The 18686-nt window shown below is 70.7% G+C and carries 19 protein-coding genes; 11 read left to right on the plus strand and 8 right to left on the minus strand.

From position 1 onward, the window contains the following. Positions 1–26 precede the first annotated feature (26 nt). From CAL11_RS19225 to CAL11_RS19240, 4 genes are read right to left on the minus strand one after another with little or no spacing between them, the layout of a single operon-like run. Entirely contained in the window at positions 27–1388 is a 1362-nt protein-coding gene (locus CAL11_RS19225; protein WP_086093885.1) for a four-carbon acid sugar kinase family protein, read from the minus strand. Further along, on the minus strand, positions 1385–2080 hold the full coding sequence (locus CAL11_RS19230; RefSeq protein WP_068925160.1) for an HpcH/HpaI aldolase family protein: 696 nt from the start codon (positions 2078–2080) through the stop codon (positions 1385–1387). The genes CAL11_RS19225 and CAL11_RS19230 overlap by 4 nt, the downstream gene beginning before the upstream one ends. 24 nt (positions 2081–2104) lie before the next feature. Next, entirely contained in the window at positions 2105–2962 is an 858-nt protein-coding gene (locus tag CAL11_RS19235) for a hypothetical protein (RefSeq protein ID WP_086093886.1), read from the minus strand. Positions 2963–2965: 3 nt separating this feature from the next. Further along, positions 2966–3886 (minus strand): NAD(P)-dependent oxidoreductase, encoded by a 921-nt coding sequence (locus tag CAL11_RS19240; RefSeq protein ID WP_086093887.1) that lies wholly within the window; start codon positions 3884–3886, stop codon positions 2966–2968. Between the two features lie 317 nt (positions 3887–4203). On the opposite strand from CAL11_RS19240, the gene CAL11_RS19245 reads away from it, so the two are divergent. Continuing rightward, positions 4204–5175, plus strand: a complete 972-nt coding sequence (locus CAL11_RS19245; RefSeq protein ID WP_086093888.1) for a Bug family tripartite tricarboxylate transporter substrate binding protein — start codon at positions 4204–4206, stop codon at positions 5173–5175. 36 nt (positions 5176–5211) lie between these two features. Here CAL11_RS19245 and CAL11_RS19250 read toward each other — a convergent pair whose 3' ends face one another. Then, positions 5212–5988, minus strand: coding sequence for an enoyl-CoA hydratase/isomerase family protein (locus CAL11_RS19250; protein WP_086093889.1), 777 nt, complete (start codon positions 5986–5988; stop codon positions 5212–5214). Continuing rightward, a complete protein-coding gene (locus CAL11_RS19255; RefSeq protein WP_086093890.1) occupies positions 5985–6959 on the minus strand; it encodes a Bug family tripartite tricarboxylate transporter substrate binding protein in 975 nt (324 codons plus the stop codon). The genes CAL11_RS19250 and CAL11_RS19255 overlap by 4 nt, the downstream gene beginning before the upstream one ends. 127 nt (positions 6960–7086) lie before the next feature. Here CAL11_RS19255 and CAL11_RS19260 point away from each other — a divergent pair, with 127 nt between their 5' ends. After that, positions 7087–8043, plus strand: coding sequence for a LysR family transcriptional regulator (locus CAL11_RS19260; RefSeq protein ID WP_086093891.1), 957 nt, complete (start codon positions 7087–7089; stop codon positions 8041–8043). Positions 8044–8118: 75 nt separating this feature from the next. On the opposite strand, the gene CAL11_RS19265 is transcribed toward CAL11_RS19260, so the two are convergent. Further along, the gene (locus tag CAL11_RS19265) at positions 8119–8505 is read right to left on the minus strand and encodes a YkvA family protein (RefSeq protein WP_086094635.1); all 387 of its coding nucleotides are present in this window, start codon (positions 8503–8505) and stop codon (positions 8119–8121) included. A gap of 142 nt (positions 8506–8647) precedes the next feature. On the opposite strand from CAL11_RS19265, the gene CAL11_RS19270 reads away from it, so the two are divergent. The 9 genes from CAL11_RS19270 (at position 8648) to CAL11_RS19310 (ending at position 17744) form a co-directional block, all read left to right on the plus strand. Next, positions 8648–9559, plus strand: a complete 912-nt coding sequence (locus CAL11_RS19270) for a LysR family transcriptional regulator (RefSeq protein WP_033461836.1) — start codon at positions 8648–8650, stop codon at positions 9557–9559. Between the two features lie 152 nt (positions 9560–9711). Continuing rightward, on the plus strand, positions 9712–10545 hold the full coding sequence (locus tag CAL11_RS19275; RefSeq protein ID WP_033461838.1) for an ABC transporter ATP-binding protein: 834 nt from the start codon (positions 9712–9714) through the stop codon (positions 10543–10545). A gap of 46 nt (positions 10546–10591) precedes the next feature. Further along, positions 10592–11344, plus strand: coding sequence for an ABC transporter permease (locus tag CAL11_RS19280; protein ID WP_080699687.1), 753 nt, complete (start codon positions 10592–10594; stop codon positions 11342–11344). 94 nt (positions 11345–11438) lie between these two features. Continuing rightward, positions 11439–12503 carry an ABC transporter substrate-binding protein gene (locus tag CAL11_RS19285; protein ID WP_033461839.1) on the plus strand — a complete coding sequence of 355 codons (1065 nt, stop codon included), beginning with the start codon at positions 11439–11441 and terminating at the stop codon, positions 12501–12503. Positions 12504–12507: 4 nt separating this feature from the next. Then, positions 12508–13902, plus strand: coding sequence for a 3-isopropylmalate dehydratase large subunit (gene leuC, locus CAL11_RS19290; protein ID WP_033461840.1), 1395 nt, complete (start codon positions 12508–12510; stop codon positions 13900–13902). Positions 13903–13942: 40 nt separating this feature from the next. Further along, positions 13943–14572, plus strand: a complete 630-nt coding sequence (leuD, locus tag CAL11_RS19295; protein WP_086093892.1) for a 3-isopropylmalate dehydratase small subunit — start codon at positions 13943–13945, stop codon at positions 14570–14572. Positions 14573–14575: 3 nt separating this feature from the next. Next, complete coding sequence (gene leuB, locus CAL11_RS19300) at positions 14576–15688, plus strand: 3-isopropylmalate dehydrogenase (protein WP_086093893.1); 1113 nt, start codon at positions 14576–14578, stop codon at positions 15686–15688. 42 nt (positions 15689–15730) lie between these two features. After that, positions 15731–16777 (plus strand): histone deacetylase family protein, encoded by a 1047-nt coding sequence (locus CAL11_RS19305; RefSeq protein ID WP_086093894.1) that lies wholly within the window; start codon positions 15731–15733, stop codon positions 16775–16777. Positions 16778–16811: 34 nt separating this feature from the next. Then, a complete protein-coding gene (locus tag CAL11_RS19310) occupies positions 16812–17744 on the plus strand; it encodes an ornithine cyclodeaminase family protein (protein ID WP_086093895.1) in 933 nt (310 codons plus the stop codon). A 19-nt stretch (positions 17745–17763) separates the two neighbouring features. On the opposite strand, the gene CAL11_RS19315 is transcribed toward CAL11_RS19310, so the two are convergent. Continuing rightward, on the minus strand, positions 17764–18657 hold the full coding sequence (locus CAL11_RS19315) for a LysR substrate-binding domain-containing protein (RefSeq protein WP_086093896.1): 894 nt from the start codon (positions 18655–18657) through the stop codon (positions 17764–17766). Positions 18658–18686: the final 29 nt, after the last annotated feature.

Here is an 18686-nt window from a genome sequence, read left to right on the forward strand (position 1 = left end):
CGCCATGCCGGCGCGCGCCGCTCGCGCTATGCGCGCCATGCCGCGGCGCGCGCGGCATCGACGAAAGCATCGGGCCCGCCGACCTGGCCGCCCTTGAGCATCACCTCGACGCCGTCGAGCCAGTCCTGCTCGGCGACCAGCCGGCACAGGCGGCCGCCCTGGCGCGCGATCGCCGCGATGCGCAGCGCGTAGGCGTCCAGGCCGCGCATGGCCAGGCTGGAGGTATCGCCGCCGGCCAGCACCAGCCGGCGCAGGCCCGCGCGCTGCACGGCCAGGCGCGCCCATTGCGCGAACAGCGAGCCGGTCACGGCCGCCACGGAAACCTCGTCCGGCAGGCCCAGGCCGCGCACCTGTCCGATGGCGGGGTCGTCGGGCCCTTGGGCCGTGTACACCACCACGCTGCGGCCGGCGCGCAACGCCGCCAGCACGGCCTCGCCCACCTCGCGAGCCAGCATCGGACGGTCCGCTTCCGAGAGGGCGCGCGCCATATCGACGCGAATGCCTTGCCAGCCCGCCGCCAGGGCGCGCGCGATCTGCGCGGCATTCTGCGGCGCGGCGCTGCCCGACAGAACCAGCATGGGTCCGGCATCGAGGATCTGCGCCTGCGCCGCACGCCGCGCCGGCATGGCGCGCGCCAGGTGGCGCCCCAGCCCTTCGGCCAGCCCCTGGGCGGCCACGCAGAACAGCGGCTGCGCCGCCGAGACCTCCCACAGCATGGCGGCGATGCGATCCAGGTCGGCATCCTCCAGGGTGTCGAACACGACCATGCCCGGCTGGCCCGCCACGGCCTCGCGCCAGGCCTGCGCCAGCGCCTGGCCGCCCGCGCGCACCGCGCGCCAGTCCACCAGCGCGCCGGCAAGCGCCGTCTGCGCGGCCAGGTGGCGACGCAGGTCGGCCTCGTTCATGGGGGTGGCGGGATGGCGCGACATGGTGGGATGGCGATCCAGCCGATGGACCGTATCGCCAGCCTGCGCATACAGGGTTCCGAACGCCACATAGCGGCCGAAGGACGGGCAGGCAGGCACCACCGGCACGGGCGCCGCGCCGAAGCATGCGCGTCCGATCTCGATGGCGCGGCCGATGCTGCCCAGGCGCGGCGACGAGTCGAAAGTCGAACAGACCTTGTAGTGCGCCTGGCGCGCGCCCAGCTCGCGAAACAGTGCGAACGCCGGGCGCACTTCGTCGTCCATCGCGGCCGGCGCCAGCGAACGGCTTATGCCTGCCACGCCCAGGACGTCCTCGTCGGGCAGATGGCGCCGCGCCTGCTGCAACGTGGGCGTGCGCAGAAACATCAGGGCATTCAGGCCGGCCTCGTGGAAGCCGGCCAGGTGCGCCGTGGCGCCGGTGAAATCGTCGCCGTAGAAGCAGACCGGTCCGCCCTGGCTCATACGCCGTCCACCCCGGCCAGGGCGCGCCAGCTGCGCGCGCCCATCGCCGCGAAGTCGTTCAGGTGGGTGTACAGCATCGACACGCCCTTGCCGGCCCAGGCCGCCAGGTCGCGCTCCTTGACCATGATGCCGGCGCACTTGCCGGCGCGCAGGATGCGGGCCACCGTATCGTCCAGCGCCGCCATGACCTCGGGTCCGCTGTAGTCGCCACGAAAGCCCATGCTCTTGGACAGGTCCACCACGCCGATGAAATAGCAGTCGATATGATCGACCGCCAGGAAGTCATCGAGGCCCGCGACCGCCTGCGCGGACTCGATCTGCACGATCACCGTCTTTGCGTCGAAATCGCGCGGCGCGCAATAGCGGATATCGTCGACCACGCGCGCCGCGGTGGCGGCGTCGTCCAGGCGCGGCACGACCAGCCCGTCCACGCCGCGCATCATGTAGCGTTCGATGGTCCAGGGTTCGGGCGAGGGAATGCGCACCAGCGAGGCCACGCCGCCCAGCCTGGCCGCGCGCGTCATGTCCTCGATGTTCTCGAAGCTGGGGCTGCCCTGCTCGCAATCGAGCATGAAGGCATCCACGCCCAGCGTGCACATGAAGCTGACCAGGCTGCTGCTGGGATGGTCGGGGTTGACCAGCGAAGCCGTCTGGCGGGCGGCCAGCTTGGCCTTGAATGTTGCTGCGGACATCGTTCAACCTGCTAGAAAGAAAGTTCAGATCCGATAGGGGTTGCCCATCGCCCAGGCCTGCAGCACCTGCAGGGCCGGCGCGCCGGGCACGGCGCCCAGCCGCTGCGCGGTCTGGTTGGCGCGCGAAATCACGCCGTCGCGGTACGACGACACGGCCTCGCCGATGCGGGCGCTGCCAGCGGCCACGACGAAGGCGGCGATGCCGCGCTCGTCGAGCGCCGGCAGGCGCGTCAGGCCGGCGTCGTCGGCGCCGCCTCCCGCGTCGTTGAATACCGCGGCATAGGCGTCGGTGCGCAAGGCCATGGCCGGCACGCCGCCCACCAGGCCGCCGTGCGATCCCGTCACCACGATCTGGCCGGCGTCGCCGGGCTCCACCAGCGCGGCCGAGTCCAGCAGCACGATGCGGCGCACCGCGCCAGCCGGTGCATCCTCCGAGCGCGCCTCGCCCAGGGGGGGCGGATCGACACGGCGCAGCGGCGCCCCGCGCAGCAGCTCGGCCGCTTCGGCGCACGGCTGGCCCGCGGCGACGCCGCAGGCGGCGGCCACCGCGTTGGCGTGGCTGATCGTGCCGCGCGCCATCATGTCCTGGGCGTCGCCGATGCGGCACGTCGCGTGCGATACCGTCGCGGCCGCGATGCCCAGCGCCTCCAGGTAGGGCAGCGAGCCTATGCCGGCGCCGTCCTTGCCCACGCCGGCATCGTTGAGTATGACCGCGCGCACGCCGGCGCTGGCCACGGCGTAGCCGGGATACCGCCCGCCATGCGAACCGGACACGATGACCGCGCCCGGCGCGGCGTCCGGCAGCTTGGTGGTGGTGGGCGCCAGCAGGACGGCGCCGCGTGGCGCGCCCTCGTCGACCCTATGCTTGCATTCTTCCGACATGGATCATGCCTCCTTGCGCGCGGCCGCCACATCGACCCCGCCGTTGCGTTCATAGACGCGCAACACCGTGGTGTCGCTGTTCGGGCCGTCGCCGGCGCCGGCCGCCATGCTGAATACCTGATGCGCCGAGGCGGCGATGGGCACGGGAAAGCGCAGCGCCCGCGCCGCGTCCAGCGCGATCTCCAGGTCTTTCAGGAAGATGTCCACGGTGGACTGCGGCGCATGATCGCCCGCCGCCATGCGCGGCGCGCGCTTCTCGAACTGGCGCGACGCGCCGGCGCTCTGCGAAATCACTTCCACCAGCACGTCGGGATCGACGCCGGCGCGCGCGCCCAGCGCCAGGGCTTCGGCCGTGAGCGCGATATGCGAAGCGGTCAGCAACTGGTTGACCAGCTTGACCGTTGACGCCGCGCCCGCCTCCTCGCCCACCTGGTGGATGACGCTGGAGCATGCGCGCATGGCCGGCTCGGCAACCCGCAGCGACGGCGCATCGCCAGAGACCATGATCGTCAGCGTGCCGGCCTGCGCGCCCGTGGCGCCGCCGCTGACCGGACCGTCGACCATGCCGAATCCGCGTTCGCGCAAGCTGGCCTGCAGGCCCCGCGCATAGGCCGGCGCCACAGTGCTGGCCAGCCACACCACGGCGCCGGCCGGCAGGGCGGCAGCCGCGCCGCCCTGGCCGAACAGCACGGCGTCGGCCTGCGCGGCATTGTGCACCATGAGCACGAGCAATTGCGCGTCGCTGGCGGCTTCGCGCACGCTGGCCGCGGGACGCGCGCCGCGCGCGGCGGCCGCGTCCACCGCCGTCGGCCGGATGTCGTAGGCCGCCACGTCATGTCCGGCGGCGGCCAGGTGGCCGCAGATCGGCCCTCCCATGGCGCCCAGCCCGATAAAGCCGATGCGCGAAAGCGCAGCGTCGCTCATAGTTTCGTCTCCGTTGTTGCAGCATTGGGGACACCGGACGCGCCATGCCCGGCGCGCCACGATGTGCAGCCTGGCAGGATAGCCAGGCCGGCATGATCGCCGCAAACGAGTTTTTCGAACGAGGCTGTGAATTTTTCTCTCGCGGATGCCACTTCGACGCCGCGCGGGGAACAGCAACGCCAGGCCCCTGTGAGCCAGGGGAACAGTGTCACGCAAAAATATCCTTTGCCCGCGCCGCCCCCTGCTGTCAGCATGGGCGCCTGCTTTCATAGCCGGGACGCCGTCCATGTCGTCCCGCGCCCAGTACCGGAGACATCATGACAACCAGAAGATCATTCGTCGCGCTGCTCGCGGCCGCGGCGCTGGCGCCTGCCCTGGCCGGCGCGCAAGCCTTCCCCAGCCAGCCCATCACCCTGGTCGTGCCCTTCCCGCCCGGCGGCGTGACCGACATCACGGCGCGCATCGTCGCCCAGGCGCTGGAGAAAAAGCTCGGCGCCAGCATCGTGGTGGAGAACCGCGGCGGCGCCGGCGGCAACATCGGCGCCTCCGTGGTGGCGCGCGCCCGGCCGGACGGCTACACCCTGCTGTACGGCACCCAGGGCGTGCTGGCCGCCAACCCGTACCTGTACAAATCGATCAACTTCGACGTGCAGAAAGACTTCACGCCGGTAGGGCTGACCTACGAAACGGCGCACATGCTGGTGGTGCGGCCCGATCTGCCGGCCAAGACCACGCAGGAGTTCATCGAACTGGCCAAGGCCAGCCCCGGCAAGCTGGTCTATGGATCGTCCGGCGTGGGCGGCGGCAGCCACTTGTTCATGGAATATTTCCAGCACAGCGCGGGCATCAAGCTGCTGCATGCGCCGTACAAGGGCGGCGGCCCCGCCCTGACCGACCTGCTGGGCGGCCGCCTGGACGCCATGCTGGATTCCATTCCTTCGGCGGCCGCGCAGGTCAAGGCCGGCAAGCTGCGCGCGCTGGGCGTTTCCGGCGCGCAGCGCGACCCCGAGTTTCCCGACGTGCCCACCCTGGCCGAAGGCGGCGCCAAGGACTTCGCCGCCGTATCGTGGGGCGCCATCATGGCGCCGGCCGGAACGCCTGACGATGTCGTGCAGAAAATATCCCAGGCGCTCAGCCAGGCGATCGACGAGCCCGCCACCCGCAAGCTGATGGCCGAACGCGGCGCCAGCGTCAACCCCTCGACGCCGCAGCAGGCCGCGCAGCGGATCGCGCAGGACCAGGCCCGCTGGTCGACCGTGATCCGCGAAGCCGGGATTTCGGCCGAGTAGCGTCCGCTCGCCACGGTCGGCGTCCGCCGGCGCCGCCTACCTCGCCCAACGGGGCGCGCGCTTGCCGGCGAACGCCGCCACGCCTTCGCGCGCCTCTTCCGTGCCCGCGATGGTGCAGAAGGTTTCGACCACCTCGGCGACACTGCGCTCGTAGCCCATGTCGACGGTCCGCACGAATGCCGCGCGGGCCAGGCGCATGACGGTCGGCGGCTTGGCGGCGAACATCCGCGCCATCGCGCGGGCTTGCGCCATGGCCTGGCCGGCCGGCACCACCCGGTTCACCAGGCCCAGCGACGCGGCTTCGGCGGCGTCGAAGGCGCGCCCGCTGAACAACAGCTCGAACGCGCGGTGCTTGCCGACGATGCGCGGCAGGTGCGCGAAATGGATGCCGGGAATCAGCCCGACGTCGATCTCCGGATAGCCGAACGTGGCGCTTGCATCGCACACCAGGACATCGCATGAGATCGCGATCGTCATGCCGGCGCCGCGCGCCGCGCCATCGATGGCGGCGATCGAGGGCTTGCCCAGCCCGGCCTGCGCCTGATGCAGCGCCACGTACAGGGTGGAGAGCAGTTCGTGCATCTCCAGGGTGGAGCGCCCCTGCACCTGGCCGAGGTCCAGCCCCGCGCAGAACCGCCCGGGCGTGGCGCTGCCGATGATCACGGCCCGCACCGCGGCGTCCTGCCGCGCCCGCGCCAGCGCGGCGATGAGCAAGCGCACGGTGGCCAGGTCCAGCGCGTTGACCGGCGGACGCGCCAGGATGATTTCGGCGATGCCTTCGTTGACGCCGTAGCCGATGGCGCCATCCGTCATGCCTGGGCCTTGATGCCGACCTGGCGCGCGGCGTCCGACCAGCGCTGGGTGTCGGTGGCGAGGAACTGCTCCAGCGCCGGCGGCGCGACCAGCAGCGGCTCGGCGCCGCGCGCCCGCAGCCCTTCGGCATAGGCCGGCTCGGACACGACCTTGTAGATCGCTGCCCGCAGTTTCTCGACGATGGGCGCCGGCGTGCGCGCCGGCGCATAGAGCGCGAACCAGAACTTCAGGTCGATGCCGCCGAATCCCGCCTCGGCCATGGTGGGCACGTCGGGCAGCAGCGTGGTGCGCTGCGGCGCCGTCACGGCCAGCGCGCGCAGCGTGCCGGCCTGTACGTGGCCGATGCTGGTGGTCATGCTGTCGAACAGGAAGTCCACCTGCCCGCCGATCACATCGGTCAGCGCCAGCGGGCTGCCGCGATACGGCACTTCGACGGCGGTAAAGCCGCCGATCTTCTGCAGCAGCGCGCCGTATATGTGGGCCGAGGTGCCCGGCCCGAAGGTGGCGACGCTGAGCCGGTTGGGCTGCGCGCGGCCCAGCTCCACCAGCTCCCGCAGCGAGGTGACCGGCAGCCTGGCCGGATTGACGACCACCACGTTCGGCATGGTCGCCGTCGTCGCGATGCCGATGAAGTCCTTGCGCGGATCGACGCGGGCGTTGGGAAACATCAGCGGGTTGATGGCCTGCACCCCGACGGTGTTGTGGATCAGCGTATAGCCGTCGGGCTCCGATTCGGCCACGGCCTGGGCGCCGAGGTTGCCGCTGACGCCGGGCCGGTTTTCCACCACGACGGGCTGGCCGAGCGCGGCCGCCAGCGGCACCGACAGCTGGCGCACGACGAAATCGGTCGGCCCGCCCGGCGGAAAGGGCACGACGATGCGCAGGGGCTTGGACGGCCACGCGGGCGAGCCCAGGGCGGGCGCGGCCAGCAGCGCGCCGGCTCCCAGCATGAATGAACGGCGGGTGGGCATGCTTTGTCTCCTTGGTCCCTTTGTTGTGGACCGGATTATCTGGGCTGCCCGACCCATAAGGCCAATACATAATCAGGATGAAAGGTATATTGAAGCGTTATGGCCCTGAGCAACGGCGGACGCCCGCATGCCCATCGATCTACGAAACCTCAGATATTTCGTCGCGGTCGCGACCTGCGGCTCCATCTCCAAGGCGGCCGGCGAAGTGCATGTGGCCCAGCCTGCGCTGAGCCTGCACATGAAGCGCATCGAAGAGGAGCTGGGCGTGCGCCTGCTGGAACGCACGGCCAGGGGCATCGTGCTGACCACGGCCGGGCAGCGCTTCCTGGCGCACAGCCAGGACCTGCTGGCGCGCGCGCAGTTCGCCTGCGACGATGTGCGCGACGCGGCCAGCGAGCCGACCGGGCCGGTGTCCATCGGCATGTCGCAATCGACCGGCATGGCCTTGACCGTGCGCCTGGTGCAGGAGGCGCTGCGGCGCTGGCCCAGGCTCGACCTGCAGATCATCGAAAGCTCCACCGGCCACGTGCCCGGCCATCTGCGGGACCGCAATGTCGACCTGGGCATCACCTTTCTGCGGGAGAGGAACAGCGGCCTGCGGTATCGCAAGCTGATCGACGAAGAACTGGTGTTGCTCGGCCCGCCCGGCGCGTTCGGAGCAAACGGCTCGCGCGATGACCACCGGCGGATGCGGGAAGTCGATTTCCACGACATTGCGGCGCTGCCGCTGTTCCTGCCATCGCATCGGCACAGCCTGCGCCAGCTGATCGAGCGCCACGCCAGCCAGGCCCAGACCCGCATGCGCGTGCTGGCCGACGTGGACGCCGTGCCGCAGCTGATCTCCCTGTGCGCGGAAGGACTGGGCTACACCATCCTGTCGTATCCCGCCGTGCGCGCCGACGTGCTGCAGCGCCGCGTCTGCGCCGCCCGGCTGGTCAACCCGCAGGTCGAGCGGCAGGTGTTCCTGTGCCGCCTGGAGAACGCGCCGGCATCCAATGCCGCGCTGGCCATGGAATCGCTCATCGTCGAAACCGTGGAAAGCCTGGTGCGCGAAGGCAAGTGGATCGGCCGGCCAGGGAACTGAAGGCAGGGACCGCCGCGCGTATCGGCGGCGGTCTACGCCATCGTCCCGTAGGCGCGGCGTTCCGGCATGCGCGGCCTACGCGCCCAGCCACCACCACAGCGCCGCGCCGACTGCCAGCCAGACCGCCACCACCAGCACCGCGCCGGCGCGCACGCGCGGCTTGCCGCCCCGCACCCGCATCCAGTCGTCGGCCTGGCCGCGGCATTGCGCCAGCACATCGGGCGGCACCATGCGGATGGCCAGCCAGATCAGGCCGGGCAGCAACAGGACATCGTCGACATACCCCAGTACGGGGATGAAATCCGGGATGAGGTCGATGGGGCTGAGCGCGTAGGCCACCACCAGCAGGCCCAGCGCTTTCGCGTACCACGGCGTGCCAGGGTGCCTGACGGCGAACCACAGCGTCACGCCGTCGCGCTTGATGCGCCTGGCCCAGGCCTTCAATGTCTCGCTGATGCGCATGCCGCGGAAAAACGTGGTGGGGCCGGATATTGTATCGGCGCGCGCGGCGGCGCCGCGCGGACCGGCGGATATACTTTCCAACCATGCCGGGCCGCGCAGGCCGCCGCCGCGCGCCCGGGTCATGGCTTATGGGAACGAAGAAATGCAAAGGCTACGCTTTGACCTGGTGACCCTGCGCCTGTTCGTCGCCGTCTACGAAGAGCGCAGCCTGTCCAAGGCGGCCGAACGCGAGTTCATCGCGCCGTCGGCCTTGAGCAAGCGCATCACCGACATGGAGCAGATGCTCAACCGGGAACTGTTCATCCGCAACCACCGCGGCATCGAACCCACGCCCCTGGCCGAGCAGATGATGCCCTACGTGCGCAATGTCATGCGCGACCTGGCGCAGATGAGCGAAATGGCCCATGGCGACGAGAACGGCATCTCGGGCTACGTGCGCATCATCACCACCATGGCGGCCACCTGCCAGTACCTGCCGCGCGAGCTCGCGCTGTTCCTGCAGCGCTACCCGGGCATCCGGGTGGACCTGCAGGAAGACGTCAGCCAGATCGTGGCCGATGCCGTGCACGAAGGGACGGCGGACCTGGGCATCATGTTCGCCGGCGCCAACACGGCCGGCCTGCAGATGTTCCCCTATCACATGGATGTGCTGACCGCCCTGGTGCCCGACGACCACCCGCTGGCCTCGTGCGCGGCGCTCAAGCTGGGACAGCTGCTGGACTACGAAATCGTCGGCCCGCGCAAGGGCAGCACGCTGGAGTCCCTCATCCTGCAAGCCGCCCGCGAGCTGGGCCGCGACATCAAGCCGCGCATGCGCATCTCGGCGTTCGACACGCTGTGCCAGATGGTGCACGAGGACCTGGGCGTGGCCGTGGTGCCGCGCCACTACCTCAACCAGATCAACCGCTCCATCGCGGTCACGCCCGTGCCCCTGGACGAACCCTGGGCGGCGCGCCAGCTGTACGTCTGCGTCAAGGACCTGGAGCGCCTGCCCGTGGCCGCGCGCATGCTGCTTACCTTCCTGCAGGAACAGCGCTTCGCCGGCGTCGAATAGCGGCCGCGCGCGCCCATCAGGGTAAACCCGGGTCGCGCGATCCGCGAAGCAGCCTTCGTACAAGACCGCTACCCGGGCCGCCGCGCCCTCCCTAGAATTTGCATCCGAGATCGGCAACAGCCGTCCAGAGCATTTCTCAAGGGGATTCCGCCATGTCCACGCCCGTCAACGGCACGCCCGGTGACGCCACCCCAGCCATCGAGTTCCAGGGGGCCGAAAAAACCTACTTCGGTTCCACCCCCGCCAAGGACTACGCCGCGCTGGCCGCCACCACGCTATCGATCGCCCAGGGCGAATTCGTTTCCATCGTCGGGCCCACGGGCTGCGGCAAATCCACGCTGCTCAATCTGGTGGCGGGGCTGATGCAGCCGTCGGCCGGCCGCGTGCGCGTCTTCGGCGAAACCCTGGCCGACGTCAACACGCGCGCCGGCTACCTGTTCCAGGCCGATACCCTGCTGCCCTGGCGCAGCGCGCTGGACAACGTCAAGGCAGGCCTGGCGTTTCACCGCGTGCCGGCCGCCGAGGCCGAGGCGCGCGCCCGCGACTGGCTGGCCCGCGTCGGCCTGGCCGCGCACGTGCACAAGCTGCCGCACGAACTGTCCGGCGGCATGCGCAAGCGCGTGGCGCTGGCGCAGACCCTGGTGCTCGATCCCAACATCATCCTGATGGACGAGCCGTTCAGCGCGCTGGACGTGCAGACCCGCCTGCTGATGGAAAACGAGCTGCTGGACCTGTGGATGTCCAGCCGCAAGACCGTGCTGTTCGTCACCCACGACCTGGAGGAAGCGATCTCGCTGTCCGACCGCGTGGTGGTGCTGTCGGCCGGCCCGGCCACGCGCCCCATCGCCGAATTCGCCATCGACCTGCCGCGCCCGCGCGACGTGTCCGAAATCCGCCTGACCCCCGAGTTCTCCGAACTGCACCGGAAGATCTGGGACGCCATGAAAAACGAGGTCCTGAAAGCCTATGCTGGCCGCACGCACTGAATCCCTGCCGGCCGCGCGCCGGCCGCGCCCCGCCCGGCGCGCCACGCTGGTGGCCGTCACCCGGCTCGCCATCCTGGCCGGTTTCCTGGCCGCCTGGCACCTGCTCAGCGAGACCGGCGTGCTGCCCGTGTTCTTCTTCGGCCAGCCCGTGGAAGTCGCGCGCACGGTGGCCGACTGGTTCGCCAGCGGCGAGATCTATCCGCACCTGCTGGTCACCCTGGCCGAGACGCTGCTGTCGTTCGGGCTGGGCAGCGTGACGGGGCTGGCGGTCGGCCTGTGGCTGGCCCTGCACCCGTTCTGGGCCGCCGTGTTCGACCCGTTCATCAAGGCCATCAACTCGATGCCGCGCGTGGTGTTCGCGCCCATCTTCGCCGTATGGTTCGGCCTGGGCATCGGCTCCAAGGTGGCCCTGGGCGTGACGCTGGTGTTCTTCGTGGTGTTCTTCAACGTCTACCAGGGCGTGCGCGACGTCAACCCCAACGTGGTGGCCAGCGCCCGCATGCTGGGCGCGCGGCCGCGCGACCTGCTGCGCCACGTCTACCTTCCCTCGGCCACCAGCTGGCTGTTCTCCAGCCTGCACAACGCCGTGGGCATGGCCTTCGTCGGCGCGGTCATCGGCGAGTACCTGGGCTCGTCGGCGGGCGTGGGCTACCTGATCCTGCAGGCCGAAGGCGTCTTCGACATCAATACCGTCTTCGCCGGCATCGTGGTGCTGACGCTGTTCGCGGTCATCCTGGATTTCGTGGTCTCGATCGCCGAAAAGCGCCTGCTCAGCTGGCAACCCGCAAACCGGCCCTGACGCCGGCTTGCCGCAACACCGCGGGCTGCCCCGTCGCGGCCCTCGCCAACGCGTCTCGTCCTTCCATGACGAGCAGAACAAGGGAAAACACATCATGCACGACTTGCTCCAACCATTGCGCCGCGGGATGGCCCGCGGCCTGTTCGCCTGCACCGCCCTGCTGGGCGCGGCGCTGCTGCCCGCCTCGGCCGGCGCCGCCAAGCCCATCGCCGTGACCCTGGCCGTCGGCGGCAAATCGTCCGTCAACTACCTGCCGCTGACCCTGGCCGAGCGGCTGGGCTACTTCAAGGACGAAGGGCTGGACGTCAAGATCACCGACTTCGCCAGCGGCTCGAAGGCCTTGCAGTCGCTGGTGGGCGGAAGCGCCGACGTGGTCATGGGCTACTACGACCACACCATCCAGATGCACGCCAAGAACCAGGATATCCGCGCCTTCGTGCAGACCGGCCGCTATCCCGGCCTGGTGATGGGCGTGACCAAGGGCTTTGCCGACAAGTACCGCGGCCTGCAGGACCTGAAAGGCGCGCGCGTGGGCGTCATCGGCCCGGGCTCGAGCACCCACTTCATGCTGAACTACCTGCTGCAGAAGGAAGGCGTCGCCCTGGACGCGCCGTCCATCGTCGCGGTGGGCGTGGGCCCCATGGTCGTGGCGGCCGTCAAGCAGCAGAAGGTCGACGTGGTGGTCAACGTCGAGCCGGTCACCACCATGATGGAGCGCGACGGCGACATCAAGGTCGTGGCCGACACGCGCACCGAGGCCGGCACACGCGCCGTCTACGACGGCATCTATCCGGCCGCCGTGCTCTACGCGCGCAACGGCCTGCTGGAAAAGCAGCCGGAAGTCGCGCAGAAGCTGGCCAGCGCCATGGTGCGCACCCTGCAATGGATCGCCGCCGCCACGCCGCAGCAGATCGTCGACGCCATGCCGTCGGACTACTACCTGGGCGACAAGGCGCTGTACCTGGCCGTGATCGAGAAAAGCATCCACCTGTACTCGCCCGATGGCCTGATGCGCCAGGAAGACGCCGAGACGGCCTACCGCGTGCTCAAGAAGTTCGACAACAGCGTGGCCAAGGCGGGCGACTTCGATCTGCACCAGACCTACACCAACGACTTCGTGACGCGCGCAACCGCCAGCCTGGCCGCCGCCAAACCGTGACGACATGGCCGCACGCACACTGTTCGACAAGATCTGGGACAGCCACGTCATCGCCTCCACCGAGGAAGGCGACGTGCTGCACGTGGACCGCCACTACCTGCACGACCTGGGCGGCGCGCCGGCCTTGAAGGCGCTGGCCGCGCGCGGCCTGGCGGTGCGCGCGCCGGACCTGACCGTGGCCATCCCCGACCATACCGTGGCCACCGGGCCGGGGCGTGTCAGCCCCATTCCGCATATCGTGCTGCGCCTGGTCGACGACCTGCAGGCGCGCTGCCAGGCCGCCGGCATCCGCTACATCGCCGCCGACGACGACGCGCACGGCATCGTGCACGTCATCGCGCCGGAGCAGGGCCTGACCCTGCCCGACATGATCGTGGTGTGCTGCGACAGCCATACGTGCACGCATGGCGCGCTGGGCGCCATCGGCTTTGGCATCGGTTCCAGCGAAGTCGAGCACGTGCTGGCCACGCAGGCCATCGTGCAGCGCAAGCCGCGCCAGTTGCGCGTGCGGCTGCACGGGCGCCGCCGTCCCGGCGTCACGGCCAAGGACGTGGCCCTGCACCTGGTCAGCGTCATCGGCGCGGCCGGCGGCAGCGGCCATGCGGTCGAATATGCCGGCGAGGCCGTCGCGGCCATGGACATCGAAGAACGCATGACGCTGTGCAACCTGTCGATCGAGTTCGGCGCCAAGATCGGCCTGATCGCCCCCGACGAAACCACGTTCGCCTGGCTGGCGGGCCGCCGGCACGCGCCGCGCGGCGCACGGCTGCAGCAGGCGCTGGCCGCCTGGCGCACGCTGCGCAGCGACGCGGACGCGGTGTTCGACCGCGAGCTGGACCTGGACCTCGGCGCGCTGGCGCCGCAGATCACCTGGGGCACCAGCCCGCAGGACGCCATGGACGTGACCGGCGTCGCGCCCGACCCGCGCGGCTATGCCGACCCGGCGCGGCAGCGCGCCGCCGCCGCCGGCCAGGCCTACCTGGGCGTCACGCCCGGCGCGCCGCTGGCCGGCCTGGCGGTGGACCGTGTCTTCATCGGCTCGTGCACCAACGGGCGGATCGACGACCTGCGCGCCGCCGCGGCGCAGGTGCGCGGCCGCCGCGTCGCCGGGCACGTGACCGCCTGGGTGGTGCCGGGCTCGCAGGCGGTCAAGCGGCAGGCCGAGGCCGAAGGCCTGGCGCGCGTGTTCACCGACGCCGGGTTCGACTGGCGCGAGCCCGGCTGCTCGATGTGCCTGGCCGCCAACGGCGAACTGGCCGAACCCGGACAGCGCGTGGTGGCCACTTCCAACCGCAATTTCGTCGGCCGCCAGGGGCGCGACGTGCGCACCCACCTGGCCAGCCCCGCCACCGCCGCCGCCTGCGCCATCGCCGGCGTGATCGCCGCGCCGCTGCCCTGACCCCGCTCCTGTTCCATGCGCCACCGCGGCCATCCCTGACATGACTCCTTTCATCCAACACCAAGGCGTGGCGGCCAGCCTGCCCATGGCCAACATCGACACCGACGTGATCGTGCGCGTCGAGCGGCTGGTGGCCCTGGACCCGGGCCAGTTCGGCCCCTATGCCTTCGAGGTGCTGCGCTACCGCGCCGACGGCAGCGAGAACCCCGATTTCGTGCTCAACCGCGAGCCCTGGCGGCATGCCTCCATCCTGCTGTGCGGGCCCAATTTCGGCTGCGGCAGTTCGCGCGAATCGGCCGTCTGGGCGCTGGCCGACTTCGGCATCCGCTGCGTGATCGGCACCACGTACGGCGACATCTTCCGCGCCAACTGCCTGCAGAACGGCGTGCTGCCCATCAGCCTGGACGCCGTCGCGCTGGACGGGGTGCGGCGGGCGGCCGAGGCGGCCCCTGGCCACGCGCTGCTGGTGGACCTGCGCCAGCGCCTCATCACCGATACCGCCGGGCGCCTGGCGCAGCCGTTCGATATCGACGATTTCTGGCGCCAGGCCCTCATGGCCGGCGCCGACCAGATCCAGCGCACGCTGCGGTTGAGCGACCGCATCGACGCGTTCCAGCAGGCCCACCGGGCGCGCGCGCCCTGGGCCTACGATACCCAAATCCAGGAGTAGAAGTTGAGCGAGCAGAATCGATTGCTGCTGATCGGCGGCGACGGCGTGGGCGCCGAAGTGGTCCACGAGGCCGGGCGCGTCGCGCAATGGTTCGCCGCCCGGCGCGGCCTGCCGCTGTCGATCGGGCAGGCGGCGTTCGGCGTCGAGGTGCTGAACCGTACCGGCCATATCATGACCGACGATACGCTGGCGCGGATCCGCGAAGCCGACGCCGTGCTGTTCGGCGCCATCGGCGGGCCGGAATACGACCGGCTGCCGCTGGAGCAGGTGCGCGAGGAAGGCCTGCTGCGCATCCGGCGCGAACTTGGCCTGTACGCCAACCTGCGGCCGGTGCGTTATTGGCCGGCCCTGGCCGAGCTGTGCCCCTTCGTGCCCGAGCGCGTCGAGAAGGTCGACATGATGATCGTGCGCGAACTGGCCGGCGGCATCTACTACGCGTCGCCGCGCGGCATAGCCCAGGCGGCCGACGGCCGCCGCGTCGGCACCAATACCCAGCGCTACGACGACCGGGAGATCCGCCGCATCGCCCGGGTGGCCTTCGAACTGGCCCGCGCGCGCGGCGGCCGCGTCTGCTCGGTCGACAAATCCAATGTCCTGGAAAGCGGCCTGCTGTGGCGCGAGGAAGTCCAGGCCTGCCGCGACGCCGAGTATCCGGACGTGGCGCTTGAGCACATCCTGGTCGACAACTGCGCCCTGCAACTGTGCCTGCGCCCGGCGCGCTTCGACGTGCTGCTGGCGGACAACCTGTTCGGCGACATTCTGTCCGACGCCGCCGGCGCGGTGGCCGGCTCGCTGGGCATGCTGCCCTCGGCCTCGTTCGGCGCGGACGACGGCGGACGCCGCCGCGGCTTCTACGAACCGGTGCATGGCAGCGCGCCCGATATCGCCGGCCAGGGCGTGGCCAACCCGCTGGGCGCGATACTGAGCCTGGCGCTGGCGCTGCGCTGGACGTTCGGCCAGCCGGCCGAGGCCGACCTGCTGGAACGCGCCGTGGAGCGCGCGCTGGCCGGCGGCGCGCGCACGCTCGACCTGCTGGCCGGCGCGGCCGCGCCGGCGCTGTCGACCCGCGCCATGGCCGACGCCGTGCTGCAGGCCCTTGAAACCCTGGCGGCGTGATCCGCCCGCATCCCCGCCCTTCCCGTTCGACAGGTCCAAGCCATGAAATTCGTCCACAGCGAAACCCACCGCCGCCATGACCCGCAGTTCTTCATCGTGCGCGGCCAGATCACCCGCAGCACCGAGCAGCCCGAGCGCGCCGACCGCCTGCTGGCGGCCGCGCAGCGCCGCGGCCACGAGCGCGTCGAGGCGCGCGACTTCGGCGAGGCCATCCTGGCCGAAGTGCATTGCCCGCGCTATCTCGACTTCCTCAAGAACGGCTATGCGCAATGGCGCGCGCTGCCCGGCGCCAGCCAGGAGATCACGCCCCACGTCCACCCGCCGCGCGAGGAGTCCGGCTATCCCGTCAACATCATCGGCCGCGCCGGCTTCCATATCGCGGACACGTCCAGCCCCATGGGCCCCCACACCTGGGAAGCGGCCCTGGCGGCCAGCCACTCGGCCTGCACCGCGGCGCAACTGGTGATCGAAGGCGCGCCGGCGGCCTACTCGCTGTCGCGCCCGCCCGGCCACCACGCCACGCGCGACCGCGCCGGCGGCTTCTGCTTTCTCAACCACACCGCGGTCGCGGCGCAATGGCTGCGCCATCACGTCGCGCGCGTGGCCATCCTGGACGTGGACGTGCACCATGGCAACGGCACCCAGGACATCTTCTACGAGCGCGACGACGTGCTGCACGTCTCGCTGCACGCCGACCCCGCCTACTTCTATCCATTCTTCACCGGCTACGCGCAGGAGACCGGCCGCGGCATCGGCGCGGGCTGCAACCTGAACCTGCCGCTGCCCATCGGCACCGACGACGAGGCCTTCCTGGCGGCCCTGCGCATCGCCTGCCGGCGCGTGCTCGAGTTCAAGCCGGACGTGGTGGTCGTGGCGCTGGGCCTGGACACCTACGAAGGCGATCCCCTGAACGCCTTCCGCATCACCACCCCCGGCTTCGCCCGTATCGGCCAGGCCATCGCCGGCATGGCGCTGCCCACCGTGCTGGTCCAGGAAGGCGGCTACCTGTCCGACGAACTGGGCGAGAACCTCGCCACCTTCCTGGACGGTTTCTGCCAGCACCACCGGCCCACCGCCACGCTGCGCTGACCCGGCCCGCCACACTCCAGACGGAAGCACACTCGTGAAGACATTCGACAGCAAGGCGACCGAAGCGCGCCTGCCCTTTGACCGCCTCATCCCCGCCCTGCGCCAGATGTTCGTCGACGGCTGCGAAGTGCCGCGCCGCCACAGCCACGCGCTGGCCCGGCGCGCGGACATCGCCGACACGCTGCTCATCATGCCGGCCTGGCAGGAAGGCCGCTACCTCGGCATCAAGCACGTGACGATCTACCCGGAGAACGGCGCCCGGGGCTGGCCCGGCCTGCACTCGTCGTACACGCTGTTCGACGCGCGCAACGGCCGGCCGCTGTCCATCATCGACGGCGACCAGATCACCGTGCGCCGCACCGCCGCCGCCTCGGCGCTGGCCGCCGGCTACCTGGCGCGGCAGGACGCCGCCCGCCTGCTGGTGGTGGGCGCGGGCAACGTGGCGCGCGCGCTGGCGCCCGCCTACGCCGCCGTGCGCGCCATCGACACCGTGGAGATCTGGGACATCGACCCCGGCAAGGCCGAGGCCCTGGCCGCCGGCCTGCGCGACCAGGGACTGCGCGCCCGCTGCGTCGCCGAGCTCGAGCCGGCGGCGCGCCAGGCCGACATCATCACCTGCGCCACCCTGTCGCGCGCGCCGCTCATCCATCGGGAGTGGCTGCGGCCCGGCACGCACCTGGATCTCATCGGCAGCTTCCAGCCCGGCATGCGCGAAGCCGACGACGCCACCTTCGCCGACACTTCCGTCTTCGTCGACACCGGCGAAGCGCTGGAGAAATCGGGCGACCTGCTCTCGCCCATGGCGCTGGGCCTGTTCGACGCCGGCAAGCTGCGGGCGACGCTGGAGGATCTGTGCCGCGGCGCGCACCCGGGACGCCGCTCGGACGACGAAATCACCGTCTACAAGGCCGTGGGCACCGCCTCGGAAGACCTGGCCGCCGCCATCCTGGTCTACGAGACGGCCTGAGCCGCGGCCCGGCCGGCCTTCAGTCCCGCCCCAGCAAGGCGCCGCGCTCGAGCAGCCAGTCCTCGAAGCGGCGATGCGCGACCGTCTTGACCACGCCGGCGGGCGTAAGGCACGCATAGCGCTGGGGCGGGGTGCGCAGATCGGGAAACGGCTGCACCAGCCGCCCGGTTTCCAGATCGTGGTCCAGCGTGGGCAGCGGCCCCAATGCGATGCCCAGGCCGTCGACCAGCGCGCTGTAGGTCACGTAGAAGTGGTCGAAGCGCTGGCGCCGCGCGGGCATCGCGCCGGCGCAGCCGGCCGCGTTCAGCCATTGCTGCCAGATGCCGGGCCGCGTCTCGGTATCCAGCAATACGTGATCGGCCAGCTGCTCCAGCGTGTGCAACGGCTGGCGCGCCAGCAGGGCGGGCGCCGCCAGCACGGTGTGCCATTCGTCCAGGAACGGCAAGGCCGAGAAGTGGCCGGCGTTGACCGGGCCGATGCGGATGGCCGCGTCGAAACTGCCGGCCAGCGTCAATTGCTGCGTGGTCGCGGTCTGCACCTGCACCAGGATGTCCGGATTGCGCGCATAGAAATCCGGCAGGCGCGGAATCAGCCAGCGCATGGCGAAGGTGGCGGGCGCATTGACGCGCAGCAGGCGCGACGCGCTGCCCCGGCCGTAGCGGCGCGCGGCGTCCTCGATGCGCTGCATGGCCGCGCTGACTTCCTGCGCGAACGCCAGCGCGTGCGGCGTCGGCGCCATCCGCTGGCCCGTGCGCACGAACAGCTTCTGCCCCAGCCACTCCTCCAGCTGCTGCACCTGGCGGCTGACGGCGCCATGCGTGACGTTCAATTCCTCGGCGGCGGCCGTATAGCTGCCGCGGCGGCAGGCGGCGAGAAAGGCGCGCAGCGCCGGCAAGGGGGGAATACGCGACATCGGCGGAAACGGCGAATATGACCAATCAA

It is taken from the genome of Bordetella genomosp. 6 (assembly GCF_002119705.1).
Classification (GTDB): Bacteria; Pseudomonadota; Gammaproteobacteria; order Burkholderiales; family Burkholderiaceae_B; genus Bordetella; species Bordetella bronchiseptica_F.

What these genes read in the sequence shown, in the direction of transcription:
- CAL11_RS19225 (WP_086093885.1), bottom strand. Translation starts at nt 1,388, where the DNA reads ATGAGCCAGGGCGGACCGGTCTGCTTCTACGGCGACGATTTCACCGGC.
- CAL11_RS19230 (WP_068925160.1), bottom strand. Translation starts at nt 2,080, where the DNA reads ATGTCCGCAGCAACATTCAAGGCCAAGCTGGCCGCCCGCCAGACGGCT.
- CAL11_RS19235 (WP_086093886.1), bottom strand. Translation starts at nt 2,962, where the DNA reads ATGTCGGAAGAATGCAAGCATAGGGTCGACGAGGGCGCGCCACGCGGC.
- CAL11_RS19240 (WP_086093887.1), bottom strand. Translation starts at nt 3,886, where the DNA reads ATGAGCGACGCTGCGCTTTCGCGCATCGGCTTTATCGGGCTGGGCGCC.
- CAL11_RS19245 (WP_086093888.1), top strand. Translation starts at nt 4,204, where the DNA reads ATGACAACCAGAAGATCATTCGTCGCGCTGCTCGCGGCCGCGGCGCTG.
- CAL11_RS19250 (WP_086093889.1), bottom strand. Translation starts at nt 5,988, where the DNA reads ATGACGGATGGCGCCATCGGCTACGGCGTCAACGAAGGCATCGCCGAA.
- CAL11_RS19255 (WP_086093890.1), bottom strand. Translation starts at nt 6,959, where the DNA reads ATGCCCACCCGCCGTTCATTCATGCTGGGAGCCGGCGCGCTGCTGGCC.
- CAL11_RS19260 (WP_086093891.1), top strand. Translation starts at nt 7,087, where the DNA reads ATGCCCATCGATCTACGAAACCTCAGATATTTCGTCGCGGTCGCGACC.
- CAL11_RS19265 (WP_086094635.1), bottom strand. Translation starts at nt 8,505, where the DNA reads ATGCGCATCAGCGAGACATTGAAGGCCTGGGCCAGGCGCATCAAGCGC.
- CAL11_RS19270 (WP_033461836.1), top strand. Translation starts at nt 8,648, where the DNA reads ATGCAAAGGCTACGCTTTGACCTGGTGACCCTGCGCCTGTTCGTCGCC.
- CAL11_RS19275 (WP_033461838.1), top strand. Translation starts at nt 9,712, where the DNA reads ATGTCCACGCCCGTCAACGGCACGCCCGGTGACGCCACCCCAGCCATC.
- CAL11_RS19285 (WP_033461839.1), top strand. Translation starts at nt 11,439, where the DNA reads ATGCACGACTTGCTCCAACCATTGCGCCGCGGGATGGCCCGCGGCCTG.
- leuC (WP_033461840.1), top strand. Translation starts at nt 12,508, where the DNA reads ATGGCCGCACGCACACTGTTCGACAAGATCTGGGACAGCCACGTCATC.
- leuD (WP_086093892.1), top strand. Translation starts at nt 13,943, where the DNA reads ATGACTCCTTTCATCCAACACCAAGGCGTGGCGGCCAGCCTGCCCATG.
- CAL11_RS19305 (WP_086093894.1), top strand. Translation starts at nt 15,731, where the DNA reads ATGAAATTCGTCCACAGCGAAACCCACCGCCGCCATGACCCGCAGTTC.
- CAL11_RS19315 (WP_086093896.1), bottom strand. Translation starts at nt 18,657, where the DNA reads ATGTCGCGTATTCCCCCCTTGCCGGCGCTGCGCGCCTTTCTCGCCGCC.